The sequence below is a fragment of the Candidatus Eisenbacteria bacterium genome (assembly GCA_020847735.1).
Taxonomy (GTDB): Bacteria; Eisenbacteria; RBG-16-71-46; order RBG-16-71-46; family RBG-16-71-46; genus CAIXRL01.
The window spans coordinates 46,651-64,225 of sequence record JADLBL010000001.1 but is presented as its reverse complement, the minus strand read 5'-3'; the positions used below and the strand labels follow the sequence as shown (position 1 = coordinate 64,225).

Here is a 17,575-nt window from a genome sequence, read left to right as displayed (position 1 = left end):
TCAGAAAGAAGGTCCGATGGCGAACTGATAGACGAACGGAAGGCCCTTCCAGTTACCCAGCCGGCCCTCCGGAAAATCGGGCCGGTCGCTCCACGCGAGGTCCACGCGCAGCGGCCCGAACGGCAGCAGCAGCCGCGCGCCGATGCCGTAGGTCCAGCGCAGGTCGTCGGCCCGGCTCCGGGTCGCCTGCCAGGGGAGCACGAGGTCGCGCGCGAGAATGTACTCCGGGCGCGCCCAGACATTCCCCGCGTCCACGAACGCCTCGACGCCCAGCGGCCCGACCAGCGGAACGCGCAGCTCCAGGTTCGCGAGCGCCATGGCCATGCCTCCCGAGGGCGGCACCGAGTTCTCGCCGTAGCCGCGCAGGGAATTGACGCCGCCGATGAAGAACCTCGACTCGAACGGCACGCGCGCGACCTCGCCATCGAGTCCTTCGGTCGGCGAGAAGTTGTCGGGCGGCGTTCCGAAGGGCTCCATGACGCCCCCCGAGGCGCGTGCCGCCAGCCCCCAGCCGTTGGCGAGCTGGGAATACCACGTCGAGGTCACGAGCACCTTGCGGTAGCTGCTCGTGCCGCGCAGCGGGCCGCCGGCGAGTTCGCCGCTCACGATCTGGTAGGAGCCACGCTGCGGCGCGACGCGGTTGTCGCGCAGGTCGCGCTCGACCGTCAGGCGGAGCGAGTTCGTGCGGTAGCGCGCCCGCAGCGTGTCCGGCCGGGCGACCACGCCGCCGGGCAGCGTGTCGTAGTCCTGGCGCACGAAGCGGTTCGACTGCGCGAGCGTCACCCGCGACAGGCGGCTCAGTTCGCGGAACAGCGTGAAGGTGAAGCCCTGCTCGTCCCGCCGCCGGATGAAGTTCGAGTTCGAGCGGTCGTCCTCGCGCAGCGTGTAGACCCCCGCCTGCCCCAGCAGTCGGACGCCCAGGAGCCACGGTTCGGTCAACGTCGCGCTCGCGCCCGCCTTGCGGAAATGGCCCGTGCCGTCGAGCGAGTACTCCCCGTCCACGGCGCCGCCGAGCGCACGCGTGTCGAGATTGCGATGTCCCCATTCGCCCGAGACGCGGAACCGGTCGGTCGTTCCGCTGCCGACGCCGCCGTCGATCCAGCGGCTCTTGCGCGCGGACAACCGGATGTCGAGGTTGACCTCGCCGTCCGCCGTGTCCAGCACGGACGACACCTGCACCTGCCGGTAGAGCCCGGTGCCGTAAAGCCGTTCGATCGAATGCTGGAGATTGGTCTGGCGGTACACGTCGCCCGGGCGCAGCAGCATCTCGCGACGTGCGAGCGACTCGCGCACCTTGCCGTTCGTCTCGAACTCGAGTTTGCCGATGCGGAACAGCGGGCCTTCGCGCACGGAAAAGGCCACGATCGCCTTCGCCGAATCCGAGCCCGGCAGGGCTTCGCCGTCGGCGCCGACGAAGTGGCCGCGTTCCCGGTAGAGCGCCTTGATCCGCAGCGTGTCGAGTTGCACGAGCGCCGGATCGAACGGCTCGCGCGGCCGCGACAGCAGGGAGCGGCGAAGTTCCTTCTCCGGGTACGAGACGACGCCGGCCAGGTCCACGCGCTCGATGCGCGTGCGCGGGCCTTCGGTGATTTCGAACACGACCCGGGTGGATCGGACGTCCCTCGCCGGCAGCAGCCGGACGCGCACGCGCGCGTCGAGAAAGCCGTAGTGCCGGTACAGGCCGACGATGGAGGACGAGTCGGCGCGCAGGTAGTCGCGCCGCAAAGCCGGCTTCTCGCGCCAGGGAAAGACCGACGGCCGCCGGGTGCGCATCGAGGCGCCCTTGAGCAGCTGCCGTTTCGAGATCGCGTGCAGGCCCGTGTAGCGGACGCTTTCGATGGTGCGCAGCTCCTCGGGAAACTCGGAGCGCTGCGCCGACGAGGGCGGCGCGACGGCCGCGAGCGCCAGTCCGACCAGGAGCGCGACCGCCCCGCTAGCGTGGCGCGGGCGCAACCGTCGTCGTCTCCCGGGGAGCCTTCCCCAGCGCCTGCATGCGCCGGAGCGGCCGCATGACGTCCTGCGCGATGATGAAGACGAACAGCAGCCCGACGAACACCAGCCCGACCCGCATGAAGCGAAGGTAGCCGCGGGCCGACAGGGCCCGCCGGCGCACCGCTTCGAGCAGCGCGAGGAAGACGTGTCCGCCGTCGAGCAGCGGAATCGGCAGCAGGTTGAACGCCATGACGGCGAGGCTGATCATCGCCATCAGGTTGAGCCAGTACTCGAACCCGCGCCGCGCCGCGTCGCTCGCCATCTGGGCGATGAAGATCGGGCCGCCCATCTGCTCGCGCACCTGCCAGAAGCGCGTGAGCGTGGTCCACAGCCCGTCGTAGACCAGCACCGTGCCGGCCAGCGTCTGCTGGAAGGCCAGCGGCACCGACTCGCGGAGCGCGTAGCGGACCCGTTCGCCCTGCGGCCCCGTGGGTCCGACCTCCTCGATGCCGATGAAGCCCTGGCCCGGCGTGTCCCCCGGCATCTGCGCGGGACGCAGCTTGAGATCGAAGTCGGTCCCGTCGCGACGCACCCGCACGACCACGTCCTGCTCCGCGCGACCCTTCAGCAGTCGCCGGATGTCGCCGAACTGGCCGATCGCCTTGCCGTCCAGGGCGAGGATGCGGTCGCCTTCCTTCATGCCGGCGAGGTACGCGGGCTGCCCGGTGCTCAGCCCGCCGACGACCGGCGGGTGCGGACGGTCGAGGCTGGCGAGGAAGGCGCGTCGCGCCTGCGGAGCCGTCGTGACGGTGAACGTCGAGTCGCCGCGGCGAACCCGCATCTCGAGCGCCTTCGTCGAGTCCGACTTCGCGGCGCGCCGCTCGACGTCCGTCCAGGTGGCCACGGCCCCGCCGGCCACGGTCTGCACGACGTCGCCCTCGCGCAGCCCCGCCAGCGCGGCCGGCGAGCCCGCCTCGGGAGGCCCCAGCACGCTCGGCCACTCCCGCTGGGCCACGCCCACCGCGGCGTAGAGGACGAGGTAAATGACGAACGCCAGCACCAGGTTCGCGGCCGGGCCGGCGAGCGCCACGAGCATGCGCCCGAACCAGTGGTGCGTCAGGAACTGCTCGGGCCCGCCGGCGGGAATGCTGCCGTCCTCGTTCGGCTGGTCGCCCGCCATCTGCACGAAGCCGCCGAGCGGGATCCACGACAGGCAGTAGCGCGTTCCACCCGCGGTGAATCCGACCATTTCCGGTCCCATGCCCATCGAGAACTTCGTGACCGTGATGCCCCGCCATTTCGCGATCAGGAAATGGCCCAGTTCATGGAAGAAGATCACGATGCCGAGCAGCACGGCGCCCGGCAGGATGGCGTTCACGAGCACGCGGTTTCCTCGGGGATGGAAGGGTCGGGAAGCGGCGCGAAGCTACCCGCCGCCGTTCGCGACGGTCAAGCGATCGCGGCCTACGAGGCGCCCCGGCCGCCGGCGACGCTCCCGCTTCATCGGCCTCCGGCGCACGCGATCTGAGCCGTCCCGCGCGCCGGTGGCGGAAGCGCGACGGGTTTCACCGGGCCGTGACCGTCCTTGCCCCCGGAAGGCGCGCGTACTCCTCGAGCGTGCGCTCCGCCGTGCGCGCGATGCCGAACGCACGCACCGCCCCCCTGCCCGCCTCCGCCCATGCGGAGCGGGCGGCCGGGTCGGCCAGCGCCGAGAGCAGCGCGCCGGAGAGCGCCGCCGGTTCGAGCTTCCCGACGAGCCGCCCCGTGACGCCGTCGCGGACCACCTCCGGTACCCCTCCCACGGCGGTCGCGACGATCGGCACGCCGAGCGCCTGGGCGTCGAGCAGCGACGTGCACAGCCCCTCGAGGTAGCTCGGCAGGACGAACAGGTCGAACTGCTTCATGAGCGAGCGCGCGTCGGGCCGAAAGCCCGGCAGGTGGACGCGCGCTTCGAGCCCCAACGCGGCCCTGCGCCGTTCGAGCGGTCCGCGGCACTCGCCTTCCCCGAGCCACACGAAGTGGGCGCGTGGCCGCGCCGCGAGCACGGCCGGGGCGGCCTCCAGCAGCAGGATGTGGTTCTTGTGCGGCGCCAGCGAAGCGACCGTGCCGAGGATTTCCGCGTCGGAGGGCAGGCGGAGCAGCGCCCGCAGGTCCGGCGCGGGCGCCCGCCCCTCGGCTTCGACCGCGGCGAGGTCCACGCCGCTCGGAACGAGTGCAAGCTTCTCCGCCGCGACCCCGGACGCGAGCATCGCCTGCCGCACGCCCTCGCTGATGCAGAAATAGCGGTCCACCGGCAGGCGGTACTTGAGCCGGCTGAGCGGGCTGCCGCCGACCCGGAAATCCACCCGACGCGCGACCACGACCCCCGGCACGCCGGCCCAGCGCGCCGCGGGCACGCCCAGCGCGTGGGCGTGCGCGCTGTGCAGGTGCGCGACCTCGGGGCCGAAGCGGGCGAGTGCGCCCCGGGCCGCGAGCATGGCCGGCAGATCCATCTCGCCGCGCGAGCGCCAGCGCTGAGCTGCGAAACCCTCCGCCCGCGCCTTCTCGAGCAGCGGGGCACGGGGCGCGAGCAGCAGCTGTTCGACCCCGCGACGGCGCAGCTCGCGCATGAGCAGCAGCACCTGCCCCTGTCCGCCCCGCCAGGTGCGGCCCGTGTCGAGGTGGGCGACCTTCACGCCGCCACCTCGGCGATCGCCCCGGCCAGCGTGCGGCCCACCGCCTCCGGGGTGCCGATCTCGACCGCGCGCGCGTGACCGGCGGCGGCGAGCGACGCGCGCAGCGGCGCGGCGACGAGCAGCGAAGCCAGCGCGTCCGCGAGCGCGCCGGCCTCGCCGCGCGGCGCGAGCGACAGGTGCACGCCGTCCGTGAACACCTCGCGAACGCCGGGCCCGTCCCCCGTCACCACCGCGCGCCCGGCCGCAAGGCCCTGCCAGAGCTTGTGCGGTATCACGCGCGCCGTCTTGTCGCCGGCGCCGAACGCACCGAGCACGAGGTGCGCGGCGGCGATTTCGCGCGGCGCCTCGTCGTAGGGGCGACGGCCCGCGAACTCGATCCGCGTGAGCCGCCGTTGGGCCGCGAGCGCCCTGCAGCTCTCGTACTCGATGCCGGTCCCCACCATCCGCAGCGTCCAGGGCGGGAGCGCGGCGCCGCGCGCCTCGAGCGCGGCCGCGGCCTCGATGATGGTGGGCGTGCCGTGCAGCGGCAGGAACCCGCCGACATAAAGGATCCGCAGCGGCTCAGGGGCCGGCGGCGGGCCGATCGAGAAGAACACGTCCTCGGCGCCGACCAGCACGCGGCGCAGGCGCGCGCGCCGCGCCCCCAGCGACTCGAACAGTTCGCCGTGCGCCCAGGTGTCGCACAGCACCAGGTCGGCGCAGCCCAGGCTCCAGCGGTCGAGCGCGCGGTTCCAGCGCGCCTGGGCCGACGACGCTCCGTGCAGCCGCCAGTCGCCGACCAGCGTGTCCCAGCGCGAAACCAGCGGGTCGAAGACCAGCGGCCGGCGGCCGCGCAGCAGACGAGCGAGCGGCACGTCCTTGTGGCGAAACTCGGGCACGAACATCACGTCGGTTTCGCGGGCCACCCGCCGCCAGGATGAGACGAGCGCCGGCCAGCGGCGGAACGCGCGCGTCTCCCGCGCCCTCGCCTCGAGCACGCCGCAGCCGGCGCGCCGCAGGCCCTCGCGCAGGATGCGGTTGCGCGGATAGTCCGGGTCCCAGGCGCCGAAGAAGCAGATCCGGCGCATCGTCAGCGCCTTCCCTCGCGCCGGCCCCGGTCCCAGAGCGCGGCGTACTTGAGGAACACCTGCGCGGCGGCGAATCCGCACAGCACGAGGCCGTGGACGCCGTCGAGGAACCCGAGCTGCGCGACGTACTGGCGCGCGAAGCGCAGCGGCGGCCGCAGCAGGAGGTCGAGGGCCCCCGCGCGGCGCCCCCGCGCCCAGTCCTGTTCGGCGCCGGCGGACGCGTAGCGCCGCATCTTGAGGAAGCAGTCCTCCAGCGTGCGGTAGCTGTGGTGCTCGATCTCGAACGGCCCGGGCGCGCGCAGCACGCGCGCGTTCCCGATCCGAACCTGCTCGTGCACCGTCGCGTCGTCGAAGCTCGCGGCCCGCCGGCCGAACAGCCGCGGCAACCACTCGTCCCCCCAGCCGCACCAGCGGATCCGGCGCCCGAGGAACCACGTCCGCCGGCGCGCCGCCACGAGCGAGCGATCGGCTGGCAGGGCCGTGAGCCGCCGCAGCGTGGGCAGCGATTCGCCCGTCAGGCGTTCGTCGGCGTCCAGCCACAGCACCCAGTCCTGCGTGCACTGCTCGAGCGCATGCCGGCGCTGCGGGCCGAAACCCTCGAAGCGTCGCTCGTGCACGCGGGCGCCGAGCCGTTCGGCGGCGTCACGCGTCGCCCGCTCACCCCGCGGATCCCACACCACCACCACTTCGCGCGCGAACGCCAGCGTCGGCAGCAGCTCCTCGAGGTCGCGGGTCTCGTCGCGCGCGAGCAGCAGCACCGAGATCGGCAGTTCACCGGCCATCGCGCGCGTGCCTTTCGAGGTGGGCCAGAACCAGCGCGCTGCCGTCGCCGGGGGACAGCGAGGGCAGGCAGTTCCAGTGCGGGCAGGCGGTGAGGTCACAGGCCCGGCAGGGCAGGTCCGTCGCCCAGAAGCCGTGCGCGTCGCCGGGCGGATTCCACGTGTCCGGATGGGTCGGCCCGAACCACGAGAACGTCGGCACGCCGAGCGCGGCCGCGACGTGCCGCGGCCCGCTGTCGGTGCCGACCACCGCGCGCAGCCGGGCGATCACCGCGACGAGCGGACCGACGCCGCACGGCGGAAGCGCGCGCACCTCCGGAGCGAGGCCGGCGAGCCGCCGGGTGACGCCGGCCTCGCCCGGCCCCGCGAGCAGCAGCACCTCGTAACCGGCCGCGGACAGTTCGCGCGCGAGCACGGCGCTGTGCGAGACCGGCCACGCCTTGGTGGGCCAGGACCCGGCCGCGAGGAGTCCGACCGTCCGGCCCGGCTCGCGCACGCCGGCCTCGGCCAGCAGCCGCTCCGCCAGCGAGCGGGCCGCCGGCGGCGCGGCGATCTCGGTTCGCGTGTCGCCGGCCGCTCCCCCGGCCGCCCGGGCGAGCCGCAGGTGCGTCTCGACCGCGGGTTCGCGCCGGCCGCCCGCAAGGCGCTTCTCGCGCGGCACCGTGCCGGTGTAGAAGTGCCGCCTGCCGCGCAGGTCGTAGCCCCACACGGCGGCCGCGCCGCTGGCTCGCGCGAGCAGCGCCGAGCGCGGGTTGCCGAAGAAGTCCACCGCCCGGCGCGGGCGCAGCCGGCGCAGCGCGGCGGCCGTCCCGCGCGTCGAAGCGCCGCTGCGCTCGACGCCCCACACGCGGGCGATCCACGGCAGGCCCTCGAGCAGCGGCGCGAAGCGCGGCTCGGTGACGACGTGCAGTTCCCGGCAACCGCCGGCGAGCGAGCGCAGCGCCGGGGTCACCAGCACGACGTCCCCCAGGGCGCGCAGGCGGATCGCGAGCGTCACGTCGCTCATGCCGGCCCCGGCGGCGCGACGGTCCGTTTCGCCGCGCCCGCGGCGCGGACTCCCGCCGGCTCAGGCACGCGACACCGCCGCGCGCGCGTCCGCGCGCGCGCGTGCGTCCACCGCGCGCAGTTGCGCGAGCGACTCGACCGGCTCCACCGCGTGGGCGTCGAGAACGCTCTCGAGGATCCGCGGCAGGCGCCCCAGCGGGATCGCGCCGTCGAGAAACGCCTGGACCGCGATCTCGTCGGCGGCGTTCAGCGCGCACGGCGCGGTGCCCCCCAGCCGGCCGGCGGCCAGCGCGCACGCGTAGGCGGGGAAGCGCGACGGCTCCACCGGCTCGAAGTCGAGGCGCGCGAGCTCGAGCGGCGAGGCGGCGGGCACGGCGGGCGACCAGCGCTCCGGCCACGACAGCGCGAGCTGGATCGGCAGCTTCATGTCGGCGCGTGCGACCTGCGCGATCAGCGAGCCGTCGGTGAAGGTGGCGATGGCGTGCACCAGCGCCTGCGGATGAATGACCGCGCCCAGCCGTTCCCACGGCAGGTCGAAGAGCCAGTGCGCTTCGAGGATCTCGAGACCCTTGTTGAACAGCGTGGCCGAATCGCAGGTGATGCGCGCGCCCATCGCCCAGACGGGATGGGCCAGCACTTCGGCGCGGCTCGCGCGCCGCCAGTCGGGGTGCGTCCGCAGCGGACCGCCCGAGGCCGTGAGCGTGAGCAGGGCCACCTCGGCGGGCGGGCGGCCGAGCAGGCACTGCATCGCCGCGCTGTGCTCGCTGTCCACCGGCAGCAGCCGCCCCCCTCCGCGCTCGAGCGCCCGCCGGACGAGCGGGCCGCCCACCACCAGCGTTTCCTTGTTCGCGAGGGCGAGCCGGGCGCCGCGCTCGAGCGCGGCGAGCGACGCCGCGAGTCCCGCCGCGCCGACGATGCCGTTGACCACGTCGCCGGCGCCGCACTCGCGCGCCAGCTTCTCCGCCGCGCCCTCGCCGATCTCGACCCGCGCACCGGGGCAGGCCGCCCGCAGCGCCGCGCGCGCCGCCGCTTCGTCGCCGGCGCGTTCGAGGGCGAGAAACGTCGGCTGCCAGCGGCGCGCCTGCGCGCACAGCCGCTCGAGGTTCGATCCGGCCGCAAGGGCCGTGACCCGCAGGCGGTCCGGTTCGCGGTCCGCGACCTCGAGCGTCTGCACGCCGATCGAGCCCGTCGAGCCGAGCACCGCCACGTCGCGGACTGCCGCTGCGGGTCCGCCGTTCATGGCACGCGGAAGACGACCACGCGCAGGTACCAGTAGACGAGCGGAGCGCCGAAGTAGAGGCTGTCGAAACGGTCGAGAATGCCGCCGTGGCCGGGGATGAAGTCCGAGGAATCACCGCTCAGCGAATCGCGCTTGAGCAGCGACTCGACGAGATCCCCGACCTGGCCGCAGATCCCGACGAGCGCGCCGACGGCGAGCGCGTCCACGGTGCCGAGCCAGGCGATGCCCGAGGCGCCGTGCATGAAGGTCCGCGAGCCGATCAGCGACGCGGCGAGCGCGAAGACGAATCCGCCGGCCGAGCCCTCGAGCGACTTTCTCGGGGAGATCGCGCCCCACGGGCGGGTGCGACCGAGCCAGCGCCCGACGAGGTAGGCGCCGGTGTCGCAGCTCCAGGTGACGAGAAACGCGAACAGCACGAGCTTCGCGCCATCGCCGTAGTCGAGTCCGGCCCGCCACGGCAGCTCGCGCAGCAGCACGAAGTGCGCCGACAGCCAGCCCACGTAGAGGACGCCGAACACGGTGACCGCCATGCCCTCGACGATGCCGCGTCGCTCCGGGTGGCGCAGCGCGACCGCGAGCAGCAGCAGCAGGACCGCGGTCGCGAGGAAGGCCACGTTCGGCGTGTGCGGGCGATAGACGATCGCCAGCAGCCCCAGCGCGGACGCGAAGCCGAGAAGTGCTTTCGGCCGCAGGCCCTTGGCGCGCATCATCGCGTAGAACTCGTTCAGGCCGATGGCCACCTGCAGCATCACGAAGCCCAGGAAGACGAGGCCGCCGGCGGTCGCGAGCAGGATGAGCAGCGGCACGAACAGCACGCCGCTCGCGACCCGCAGCCGCAGCGACCACGCCGCGGACTTGGCGGGACCGTTCGTCCCCGCCGGGGTTCCGCGCTCGGTCAGCGGCCGGGTCATCGGGGCGCCGGCATCCGCTTCAGTCCGTCCTTCCGAATCGGCGATCGCGGGTCTGGTACTCCGCGACCGCCTCGAACAGGTGACGGCGGCGAAAGTCCGGCCACAACGTCTCGGTGATCCAGAGCTCGGTGTAGGCCAGCTGCCAGAGCAGGAAATTGGAGATGCGCATCTCCCCGCTCGTGCGAATGAGCAGGTCCGGATCGGGCAGGCCGGCCGTGTACAGGTAGCTTCCGAACAGCTCCGCGTCCACTTTCGCCGGTTCGAGGCGATGCGACCGCGCGTCGGCGAGCAGCCGCCGGACGCCGTCCACGATTTCCGCGCGTCCACTGTAGGACAGCGCCAGGTTCAGGAGCATGCCGGTGTTGCTCGCCAGGTGCTCCTGCGTGCGGGCGATCTCCTCCCGGACCGGCGCCGGCAGATCGTGGACGCGGCCGATGACCTGCAGGCGGACGTTGCGCTCGCGCAGCTCGCGACGCTCCGCCTTGAGCGTCTGGCGCAGGATCGTCATCAGCGCGGCGACCTCGCGCGGCGGGCGCTGCCAGTTCTCGACCGAGAACGTGTACAGCGTCAGCACCTCGATGCCGAGGGCCGCGCAACCCCGCACCACTTCGCGCACCGATTCGCGGCCGGCGCGGTGGCCCATCAACCGGGGAACGCCCCGCGCCCTGGCCCAGCGGCCGTTGCCGTCCATGATGATGGCGACGTGCCGCGGCAGGTTGCCGCGATCCATCAACTCCTGCGCGGTGGGCGTACGGTTCGGCAAGCGGGCTCCGCGTCCGGTGCGAGGGACTTCCCCGGGCCGCCGACGCGGTCCGGAGGGCGCCTAGACCTCCATGACCTCTGCGGTCTTCTTCCTGAGCAGCTCGTCGATCAGCCCGACGTAGCGATCCGTCAGCTTCTGCCCATCCGCCTGCAGGTGCTTCGAGTCGTCGCCCGGCAGTTCGCCCTCCTTCTCGGCGTCCTTGATGAGCTTGAGCGCCTCGTGCCGCACCTGGCGAACGTGGACCCGTCCCTCCTCGGCGAACTTCGAGATCAGCTTGACCAGGTCCTTGCGGCGCTCCTCGGTCAGCGTCGGGATCGGGATGCGGATCACCTGGCCGTCGTCCGCCGGGTGGAGTCCGAGGTTCGCCTCGTTGATGCCGTGCGTGATGGCCTTGATGAGGCTCTTGTCGAAGGGCTGCACCATCAGCAGCCTCGGCTCGGGCGCGGTCACGGACCCGACCTGGAGCAATGGCATCGAGGTCCCGTAGGCCACGACCTTGACGGTGTCCAGCAGCGCGGGGCTGGCCTTGCCGGTGCGCACGCCGACGAACTCGTGGCGCACCGACTCCAGCGCCTTCTTCATCCGCTCTTCCGCCTCGACGAGAATCTTGTGTGACATGACGCTCACTCCCCCACCCGGGTGCCGACCGCCTCGCCCCGCACCAGCCGGACCAGATTGCCGCTCTGGCCGACATTGAAGACCACGAGCGGCAGCCGGTTGTCCATGCACAGCGAGATCGCGGTCGAATCCATGACCTTCAATCCGCGATTCAGAATATCCATGTAGCCGATGCTCGCAAACAGGCTCGCGGACGGGTCCTGCATCGGATCGCCCGAGTAGATCCCGTCCACCTTCGTGCCCTTGAGGATGACGTCCGCCCCGACCTCGATCGCGCGCAGCACCGCCGCGGTGTCGGTCGTGAAGTACGGGTTGCCCGTGCCGGCCCCGAACAGGACGATGCGCCCCTTCTCGAGGTGGCGCACGGCGCGCCGGCGGATGTACGGCTCGCAGATCTGGTCCATGCGGATCGCCGACATCACCCGCGTGTACTGCCCGCGCTTCTCGAGCGCGTGCTGGAGCGCCAGGCAGTTGATGACCGTCGCCAGCATCCCCATCTGATCCGCGCCCACCCGGTCCATGCCCCGCGTGCTGCCGGCGAGACCGCGGAAGATGTTGCCGCCCCCGATCACCACGCCGACCTGCACGTCCATCGCGCGCACGTCGCGGATCTCGTCCGCGAGCGCCGCGAGCACCTCGTCCGAGATGCCGTGCCCGGCCTCGCCGGCGAGCAGCTCGCCGCTCAGCTTGAGGAGGATCCGCTGGTAGCGGACGGCCAAGGCTACTCCGCGCCCAGGCGGAAGCGGGCGAAACGGCGGACGACGACGTTCTCGCCCGTCCTGGCCGACGTCTCCTTCACCAGGTCGCCGACCGACTTCTTGTCGTCCTTGATGAACGGCTGCTCGAGCAGGCAGACCTCGGAGTAGAACCGGTCGAGCTTGCCGACCAGGATCTTCTCGATGATGTTCGCCGGCTTGCCCTCGTTCGCGAGCTGCGCGGCGAAGATCTCCTTCTCCTTCTCGACGCGCCCGGCCGGCACTTCCTCGCGCCGGACGTAGTCCGCGTTCGCGGCGGCCACCTGCATCGCCAGGTCCCTGCACAGGCGCAGGAAGTCGTCGGTGCGCGCCACGAAGTCCGTTTCGCAGTTCACTTCGACGAGCACGCCGATGCGCGCGTCGTGCACGTAGGCCTCGATCCGGCCCTGCGAGGCGGCGCGGCCCGAACGCGTCTCGGCCCGGGCGATGCCGGACTTGCGGAGCACCTCCACCGCCTTGTCCAGGTCCCCCGACGTCTCGGTGAGCGCCTTCTTGCATTCCATCATGCCCGCGCCGGTCTTCTCGCGCAGCGTCCTGACCAGTTCCGCCGTGATCGTCATCGAACTCCCCTGTGTTGGAACGCCCGTCCGCGCGCAGCCGCGCGGACGGGCGCGTGGATCCTGTGGAGCACTCGCCGGAGGGCGGCTACGCCCGCGCGGGCGTGGCCACGCTCTCGGTTTCGCCGGCGTCGCCGCCGTACGAAACGGTCTCCTGGTCGGCTCCCTCGAGCGCCATGGAGCGCGCTTCGGCGATCGTGTCGGCGACGAATCCGGTGAACAGCTTGATGGCCCGCAGCGCGTCGTCGTTGCCCGGAATCGGGTAGTGGATCAGCGTCGGGTCGCAGTTCGTGTCCACCACGCCCACGATCGGGATCCCGAGGCGGTTCGCCTCGGCCACCGCGATCTTCTCCTTCTTCGTGTCCACGATGAACACGAGCGACGGCAGGCCCGGCATCTCCTTGATGCCGGCGAACGCGAACTGGAGCCGCTCGCGCTCGCGGGTCAGGCGGGACACTTCCTTCTTCGCGAGCTTCTCGAACGTGCCGTCCGCCGCCATCGCGTCGAGGTCCTTCAGGCGCTTGATGCTCGTGCGGATGGTCTTGAAGTTCGTCAGCATGCCGCCGAGCCAGCGCTCGGTGACGTGGAACTGCCCCGAGCGCTCGGCATCCTCGACGACCATCTGCTTGGCCTGCTTCTTCGTGCCGACGAACAGCACGTGGCCGCCGCCGCGGATGACCTTCTGGATCGCGACGCGCGCGTCCTGGATGCACTTGAGCGTCTTCTGCAGATCGATGATGTAGATGCCGTTCCGCTCCATGAAGATGAACTTCTTCATCTGCGGATTCCATCGCCGCGTCTGATGCCCGAAGTGGACTCCCGCTTCGAGCAGGTCCTTCATCATGATTCCGGCCACCGTGACCTCCTGTGGGGTTTCGCCTCCGCCCCTCGAAATCGGTCGCGCCTTCCCGCCGCTCGCGACGTGCGCGAAGCACCGTGCGGGACCCCGGCGCGTTCGTCGGGGCGTGTGGATTTGGGTCGTGGACTAGCGCTTGCTGAACTGGAACCGCTTGCGGGCGCCCGGCTGGCCGTACTTCTTGCGTTCCTTCATGCGCGAATCGCGCGTCAGGAACCCGTCCCTTCCGAGCTGAGCCTTGAGCGCTTCGTCGCGGCGCACGAGCGCGCGCGCGATCGCCATGCGGATCGCGCCGGCCTGGCCGGTGAGCCCGCCGCCCATCACCCGCGCCGCCACGTCGTACTTGTCGGCCGTGTTCGTCGCCGTGAGCGGAGACAGGGCGATGAGCACGAGCGAGTCGCGCGTCAGGTAGGCCCGCACCTCGCGCCCGTTCACCGTCACCTTGCCCGTGCCCGCGACCAGGCGGACGCGCGCGACCGCTTCCTTCCGCCGGCCCGTCAGGGGCTTGTTCGTCGTTGCCGTCGTCATGCCGCCCCCTAGGCCTCGAGATTCCACGTTTCGGGTTGCTGCGCCGTGTGCGGATGCTCGGCGCCGCCGTACACCTTGAGCTTCTTCACCATCGCGTCGCCGAGCTTCGTCTTGGGCATCATGCCCCGCACGGCCTTCTGCACGACGCGTTCCGGGTGCTTCGCCAGCAGCTCGGTGAGCCGCGTGAACGTGGCGCCGCCCGGATAAAGCGTGTGGTGGAAGTACTTCTTCTTCTCCGGCTTGGTGCCGGTCAGCCGAACCTTGGCCGCGTTGATCACGATGACGTGGTCGCCCGCGTCGACGTGCGGCGTGTAGATCGGCTTGTGCTTGCCCTTGAGCACCATCGCCACCTGCGCTGCCAGTCGGCCGAGCGTCTTGCCCTCGGCGTCCACGAGCAGCCAGCGGCGCTGGATGTCGGCTTCCCGGGCGGAATAGGTCTTCATCCATCCTCCGAATTCCATCTGAGGCGGCCCCGCCGAGCGCGGCACTTTGTCGCCCGAACGGCCCCCCCGGCGCGGGATTGTCCCCGCGTGCGTGACCAAGAAACGCCGGAAACTAGCAGCGCGTCATTCGGGCTGTCAAGAATCGGGCCCGCCGTCCGGCCCGCCGCGACGGGCTCCGCCGGCGACCGCGCGAGGCCTCAGGCGAACTCGGCCAGCAGCAGCCGCAACCGGGCGAGCGGCAGCCCCACCACGGTGCCGTACTCGCCCTCGATGCGGCGCACGAACTGCCCGGCCAGACCCTGGATGCCGTAGGCGCCCGCCTTGTCGAGCGACTCTCCGCTGCGCAGGTAGCGTTCGATCTCCTCGGCGGACAGCTTCTGCAGGTGGACGAGCGTGCACTCGGCCCCGGTGCGCTGCTCGCCGCCACCCACGACCGCGATGCCCGTCCAGACCTCGTGCCGGCGCCCGTGCAGGCGCTCGATCATCGCCCGGGCCTCCTCGCGGTCCGCGGGCTTGCCGAGGCGCTGTCCGCGCAGCACCACGACGGTGTCGGCCCCGATCACCACCGCTTCCGGCCGCTTCGCCGCCACCCGCCTGGCCTTGTCGAGCGCCAGCGCCCGCACGCCGTGCCGCGGTTCGGCGCGCCCGGGCCAGGCCCGGTCCGGGCCGGGGTCCGTGACGGTGAACTCCGCTCCCGCCTGGCGAAGCAGCGCCACGCGGCGCGGCGAGGCGGAGGCCAGCACGAGCGGCGAGCGTCCGCGCCAGAACAGCCCCGCGCCCGCCTTCATTTCGCGTCCGCGCCGGCGGGCGATTCGACCAGCAGCGTCACGGGCCCGTCGTTCACCAGCTCGACCTGCATGTGGGCGCGGAACACGCCGCGCTCCACCCGCACTCCGGCGGACTCGAGCGAGGCGCAGAAGCGCTCGACCAGCGGCGCGGCCTGTTCGGGCCGCGCCGCCGCGAGAAAATCCGGGCGCCGCCCCCTTCGCGTGTCCCCGTAGAGCGTGAACTGCGGAACCACCAGAACCGCGCCGCCGGCCTCGCGGACGTCGAGGTTCATGCGTCCTTCGCCGTCGGCGAACACCCGCAGCCTGGCCACGCGGCCCGCCAGCCAGTCCGCCTGCCCGTCGCGGTCGGCGTGCGTCGCGCCGAGCAGCACCAGCAACCCGCGCCCGATGCGGCCGCTCTCGTCCTGAGCGACGGTCACCCGCGCGTGCGTGACGCGCTGCACCAGCGCCCTCACGAGCGGCCGCCCGCGGCGCGACCACCCGGCCCGCCGAGCAGTCGCTGGCGCCGGTCGACGCGCGTCACGCCGGGCAGGCGCCGGATGGCCGACATGACCTCGTGCAGCCTGGCCAGATTGGGAACTTCGACCACGAACACGCCCCGCACCATCCGGTGCTCGGCCTGCATGCCGGCCGTGCGGATGTTGACGCCGACCGCCGAGATGGCCTTGGCGATGTCGGCCAGCAAGGAAGGGCGGTCGCTGCCCGAGACGACGAGCCGGACCGGGAACAGGTCGCCCGGGCGCGCGTTCCAGTCCACGGCGACGCGGCGCTCGGCGGCGACGCGGTTGCCGAACGTGTTCGGACAGTCCTGCCGGTGCAGCGAGACCCCGCGCCCGATGGTGACGATGCCGATCACCGGATCCCCCGGCACCGGCTGGCAGCAGCGCGCGAAGTTCACCATCAGGTTGTCGATGCCCTCGATGCGGACGCCGCCCGCCGGCTTGCGCCCGATGCCGAGCGCCTCGAGCGGGCCCTTGGCGAGCTTCTCGGCGAAGCCCTCCTTCTCGGGCTGCAGGCGGCGCGTGACCTGCGCGAGCGAAACCTGCCCTTCCCCGAGGCGCGCGTAGAGCGTCTCCATGTCGGCGCAGTCGAGCTCGCGGGCGATCGCCTCGAGCGGCGCCTCCTCGGGCTTGAGACGCAGCCTTCGAAGCTCGCGCTCAAGCATCTCGCGGCCCAGCGCGAGGCTGTCCTCGATGCGCCGCTGGCGGAGCCAGTGGCGGATCTTCGAGCGGGCCTGCGCGGTGCGCGCGATCTTGAGCCAGTCGTCGTGCGGCTTCGCCTGCGGCGAGGTGATGATCTCGACGGTGTCGCCGTTGCGCAGCTCGTAGCGCAGCGGCACCAGTTCGCCGTTCACGCGCGCGCCGGCCGTGTGCTGCCCGACCTCGGTGTGCACGAGGAACGCGAAGTCGAGCGGGGTCGCGCCCTTGGCCAGGCGCTTGAGCTCGCGCCGCGGCGTGTAGACGAACACCTCCTCCTGGTGCAGCGAAGTCCGGAGGAAGTCCATGTAGTCGTCGTCCTCGGACTCGCGCTGCCAGCCCGCCAGCTGGGTCACGAACCCGCCGAGCCGCTCGTCGATCTCCTCGTCCACCCGCCCGCCCTGCTTGTAGATGTAGTGCGCGGCGACGCCGGTCTCGGCCGTGCGGTGCATGTCCCAGGTGCGGATCTGGACCTCGACCATCTCGCCGTTCTCGGTGAGCACGGTCGTGTGCAGCGACTGGTACATGTTGCTCTTCGGGGTCGCGATGTAGTCCTTGAAGCGCTCCGCGACGGGGCTGAACTGGTCGTGAACCACGCCCAGCGCCCGATAGCAGTCGTTGCGCGTGTGCGTGATGATGCGGATCCCGAACAGGTCGTAGATCTCCTCGAGCGAGCGGCCCGCGCGCATCTTGGTGTAGATCGAGTAGAAGTGCTTCGGCCGCCCGTTCACCTCCGCCTTGATTCCGGAAGCGCGCAGCGTCTCGCGCAGGCTTTCCATGAGCCGGTCGAGGAACTCCTCGCGCTGCTTGCGGCGGGCCTGGATACGGGAGGCGAGGTCCTTGTAGACCTCGGGCTCGAGGACCTTGAGGCTGAGGTCCTCGAGTTCGCGCTTGATGCTCGCCATGCCGAGGCGGTGCGCGAGCGGCGCGTAGATGTCGCGCGTCTCCTCGGCGATCCGCCGCGCCTTGTCGGCGCGCAGGAACTCGATGGTGCGCATGTTGTGCAGACGGTCCGCGAGCTTGATGAAGACGACCCGCAGGTCGCGCGACATGGACAGCAGCATCTTGCGGAAGTTCTCCGCCTGCACCTCCTCGCGCTGGTCGAAGTGCATCGCCGACAGCTTGGTCACGCCCTCGACCAGCGCCGCGACCTCCCTGCCCCAGTGCTTCTCGAGGTCGGCGGTGGTGATCGCCGTGTCCTCGACCACGTCGTGCAGCAGCGAGGCGCACACGAGCGTCGTGTCCATGCGCGTCTCGAGCAGGTCGAGCAGGATTCGCGAGACCTCGACCAGGTGCGCCATGTACGGCTCGCCGGACGTGCGCTTCTGATCCCCGTGCGCCATGGCCGCGAAGTCGAAGCACGCTCCGACGCGGTCGCGGTCCACCCGCGGCGCCCGCTCGGCCAGCGCGCTCATCAGGGCCGCTCGCAGCTCGGGATGCGGATGACCGCCGTTCATGCCGG

General features: G+C 72.0%; 18 protein-coding genes. All 18 read right to left on the bottom strand.

Annotated elements, in window-relative coordinates; genetic code table 11:
* The 18 genes from IT347_00355 to IT347_00270 all read right to left on the bottom strand — a co-directional run bounded on the left by IT347_00355 (position 1) and on the right by IT347_00270 (position 17,570).
* Positions 1-1,953, bottom strand: a complete 1,953-nt coding sequence (locus tag IT347_00355) for a BamA/TamA family outer membrane protein (protein ID MCC6348028.1) — start codon at positions 1,951-1,953, stop codon at positions 1-3.
* Positions 1,934-3,316, bottom strand: a complete 1,383-nt coding sequence (gene rseP / locus IT347_00350) for an RIP metalloprotease RseP (protein ID MCC6348027.1) — start codon at positions 3,314-3,316, stop codon at positions 1,934-1,936. The genes IT347_00355 and rseP overlap by 20 nt, the downstream gene beginning before the upstream one ends.
* A gap of 181 nt (positions 3,317-3,497) precedes the next feature.
* Positions 3,498-4,607: a glycosyltransferase gene (locus tag IT347_00345; GenBank protein ID MCC6348026.1), complete on the bottom strand. Its 1,110-nt coding sequence runs from the start codon at positions 4,605-4,607 to the stop codon at positions 3,498-3,500.
* Positions 4,604-5,674: a glycosyltransferase gene (locus IT347_00340; protein MCC6348025.1), complete on the bottom strand. Its 1,071-nt coding sequence runs from the start codon at positions 5,672-5,674 to the stop codon at positions 4,604-4,606. Before IT347_00340 ends, IT347_00345 begins: the two co-directional genes overlap by 4 nt.
* Positions 5,675-5,676: 2 nt before the next feature.
* Positions 5,677-6,456: a glycosyltransferase family 2 protein gene (locus tag IT347_00335; GenBank protein MCC6348024.1), complete on the bottom strand. Its 780-nt coding sequence runs from the start codon at positions 6,454-6,456 to the stop codon at positions 5,677-5,679.
* Positions 6,446-7,459: a glycosyltransferase family 9 protein gene (locus tag IT347_00330; GenBank protein ID MCC6348023.1), complete on the bottom strand. Its 1,014-nt coding sequence runs from the start codon at positions 7,457-7,459 to the stop codon at positions 6,446-6,448. Before IT347_00330 ends, IT347_00335 begins: the two co-directional genes overlap by 11 nt.
* A 60-nt stretch (positions 7,460-7,519) precedes the next feature.
* Complete coding sequence (locus IT347_00325) at positions 7,520-8,698, bottom strand: 1-deoxy-D-xylulose-5-phosphate reductoisomerase (GenBank protein MCC6348022.1); 1,179 nt, start codon at positions 8,696-8,698, stop codon at positions 7,520-7,522.
* Positions 8,695-9,609 (bottom strand): phosphatidate cytidylyltransferase, encoded by a 915-nt coding sequence (locus tag IT347_00320; protein ID MCC6348021.1) that lies wholly within the window; start codon positions 9,607-9,609, stop codon positions 8,695-8,697. Before IT347_00320 ends, IT347_00325 begins: the two co-directional genes overlap by 4 nt.
* A 19-nt stretch (positions 9,610-9,628) precedes the next feature.
* On the bottom strand, positions 9,629-10,339 hold the full coding sequence (locus IT347_00315) for an isoprenyl transferase (protein ID MCC6348020.1): 711 nt from the start codon (positions 10,337-10,339) through the stop codon (positions 9,629-9,631).
* A gap of 93 nt (positions 10,340-10,432) precedes the next feature.
* Positions 10,433-10,990, bottom strand: coding sequence for a ribosome recycling factor (gene frr, locus IT347_00310; protein ID MCC6348019.1), 558 nt, complete (start codon positions 10,988-10,990; stop codon positions 10,433-10,435).
* A 5-nt stretch (positions 10,991-10,995) separates the two neighbouring features.
* Positions 10,996-11,709 (bottom strand): UMP kinase, encoded by a 714-nt coding sequence (locus IT347_00305; GenBank protein ID MCC6348018.1) that lies wholly within the window; start codon positions 11,707-11,709, stop codon positions 10,996-10,998.
* Between the two features lie 2 nt (positions 11,710-11,711).
* Positions 11,712-12,305: a translation elongation factor Ts gene (gene tsf, locus IT347_00300; protein ID MCC6348017.1), complete on the bottom strand. Its 594-nt coding sequence runs from the start codon at positions 12,303-12,305 to the stop codon at positions 11,712-11,714.
* An 85-nt stretch (positions 12,306-12,390) separates the two neighbouring features.
* A complete protein-coding gene (gene rpsB, locus IT347_00295) occupies positions 12,391-13,158 on the bottom strand; it encodes a 30S ribosomal protein S2 (GenBank protein MCC6348016.1) in 768 nt (255 codons plus the stop codon).
* A gap of 129 nt (positions 13,159-13,287) precedes the next feature.
* The gene (rpsI, locus tag IT347_00290; GenBank protein MCC6348015.1) at positions 13,288-13,686 is read right to left on the bottom strand and encodes a 30S ribosomal protein S9; all 399 of its coding nucleotides are present in this window, start codon (positions 13,684-13,686) and stop codon (positions 13,288-13,290) included.
* 8 nt (positions 13,687-13,694) lie between these two features.
* Positions 13,695-14,129 (bottom strand): 50S ribosomal protein L13, encoded by a 435-nt coding sequence (gene rplM / locus IT347_00285; protein MCC6348014.1) that lies wholly within the window; start codon positions 14,127-14,129, stop codon positions 13,695-13,697.
* 197 nt (positions 14,130-14,326) lie between these two features.
* Positions 14,327-14,917, bottom strand: coding sequence for a septum formation protein Maf (gene maf, locus IT347_00280; GenBank protein ID MCC6348013.1), 591 nt, complete (start codon positions 14,915-14,917; stop codon positions 14,327-14,329).
* On the bottom strand, positions 14,914-15,372 hold the full coding sequence (locus tag IT347_00275; protein ID MCC6348012.1) for a D-tyrosyl-tRNA(Tyr) deacylase: 459 nt from the start codon (positions 15,370-15,372) through the stop codon (positions 14,914-14,916). The genes maf and IT347_00275 overlap by 4 nt, the downstream gene beginning before the upstream one ends.
* On the bottom strand, positions 15,369-17,570 hold the full coding sequence (locus IT347_00270) for a bifunctional (p)ppGpp synthetase/guanosine-3',5'-bis(diphosphate) 3'-pyrophosphohydrolase (protein MCC6348011.1): 2,202 nt from the start codon (positions 17,568-17,570) through the stop codon (positions 15,369-15,371). Before IT347_00270 ends, IT347_00275 begins: the two co-directional genes overlap by 4 nt.
* Between the last annotated feature and the right edge of the window lie 5 nt (positions 17,571-17,575).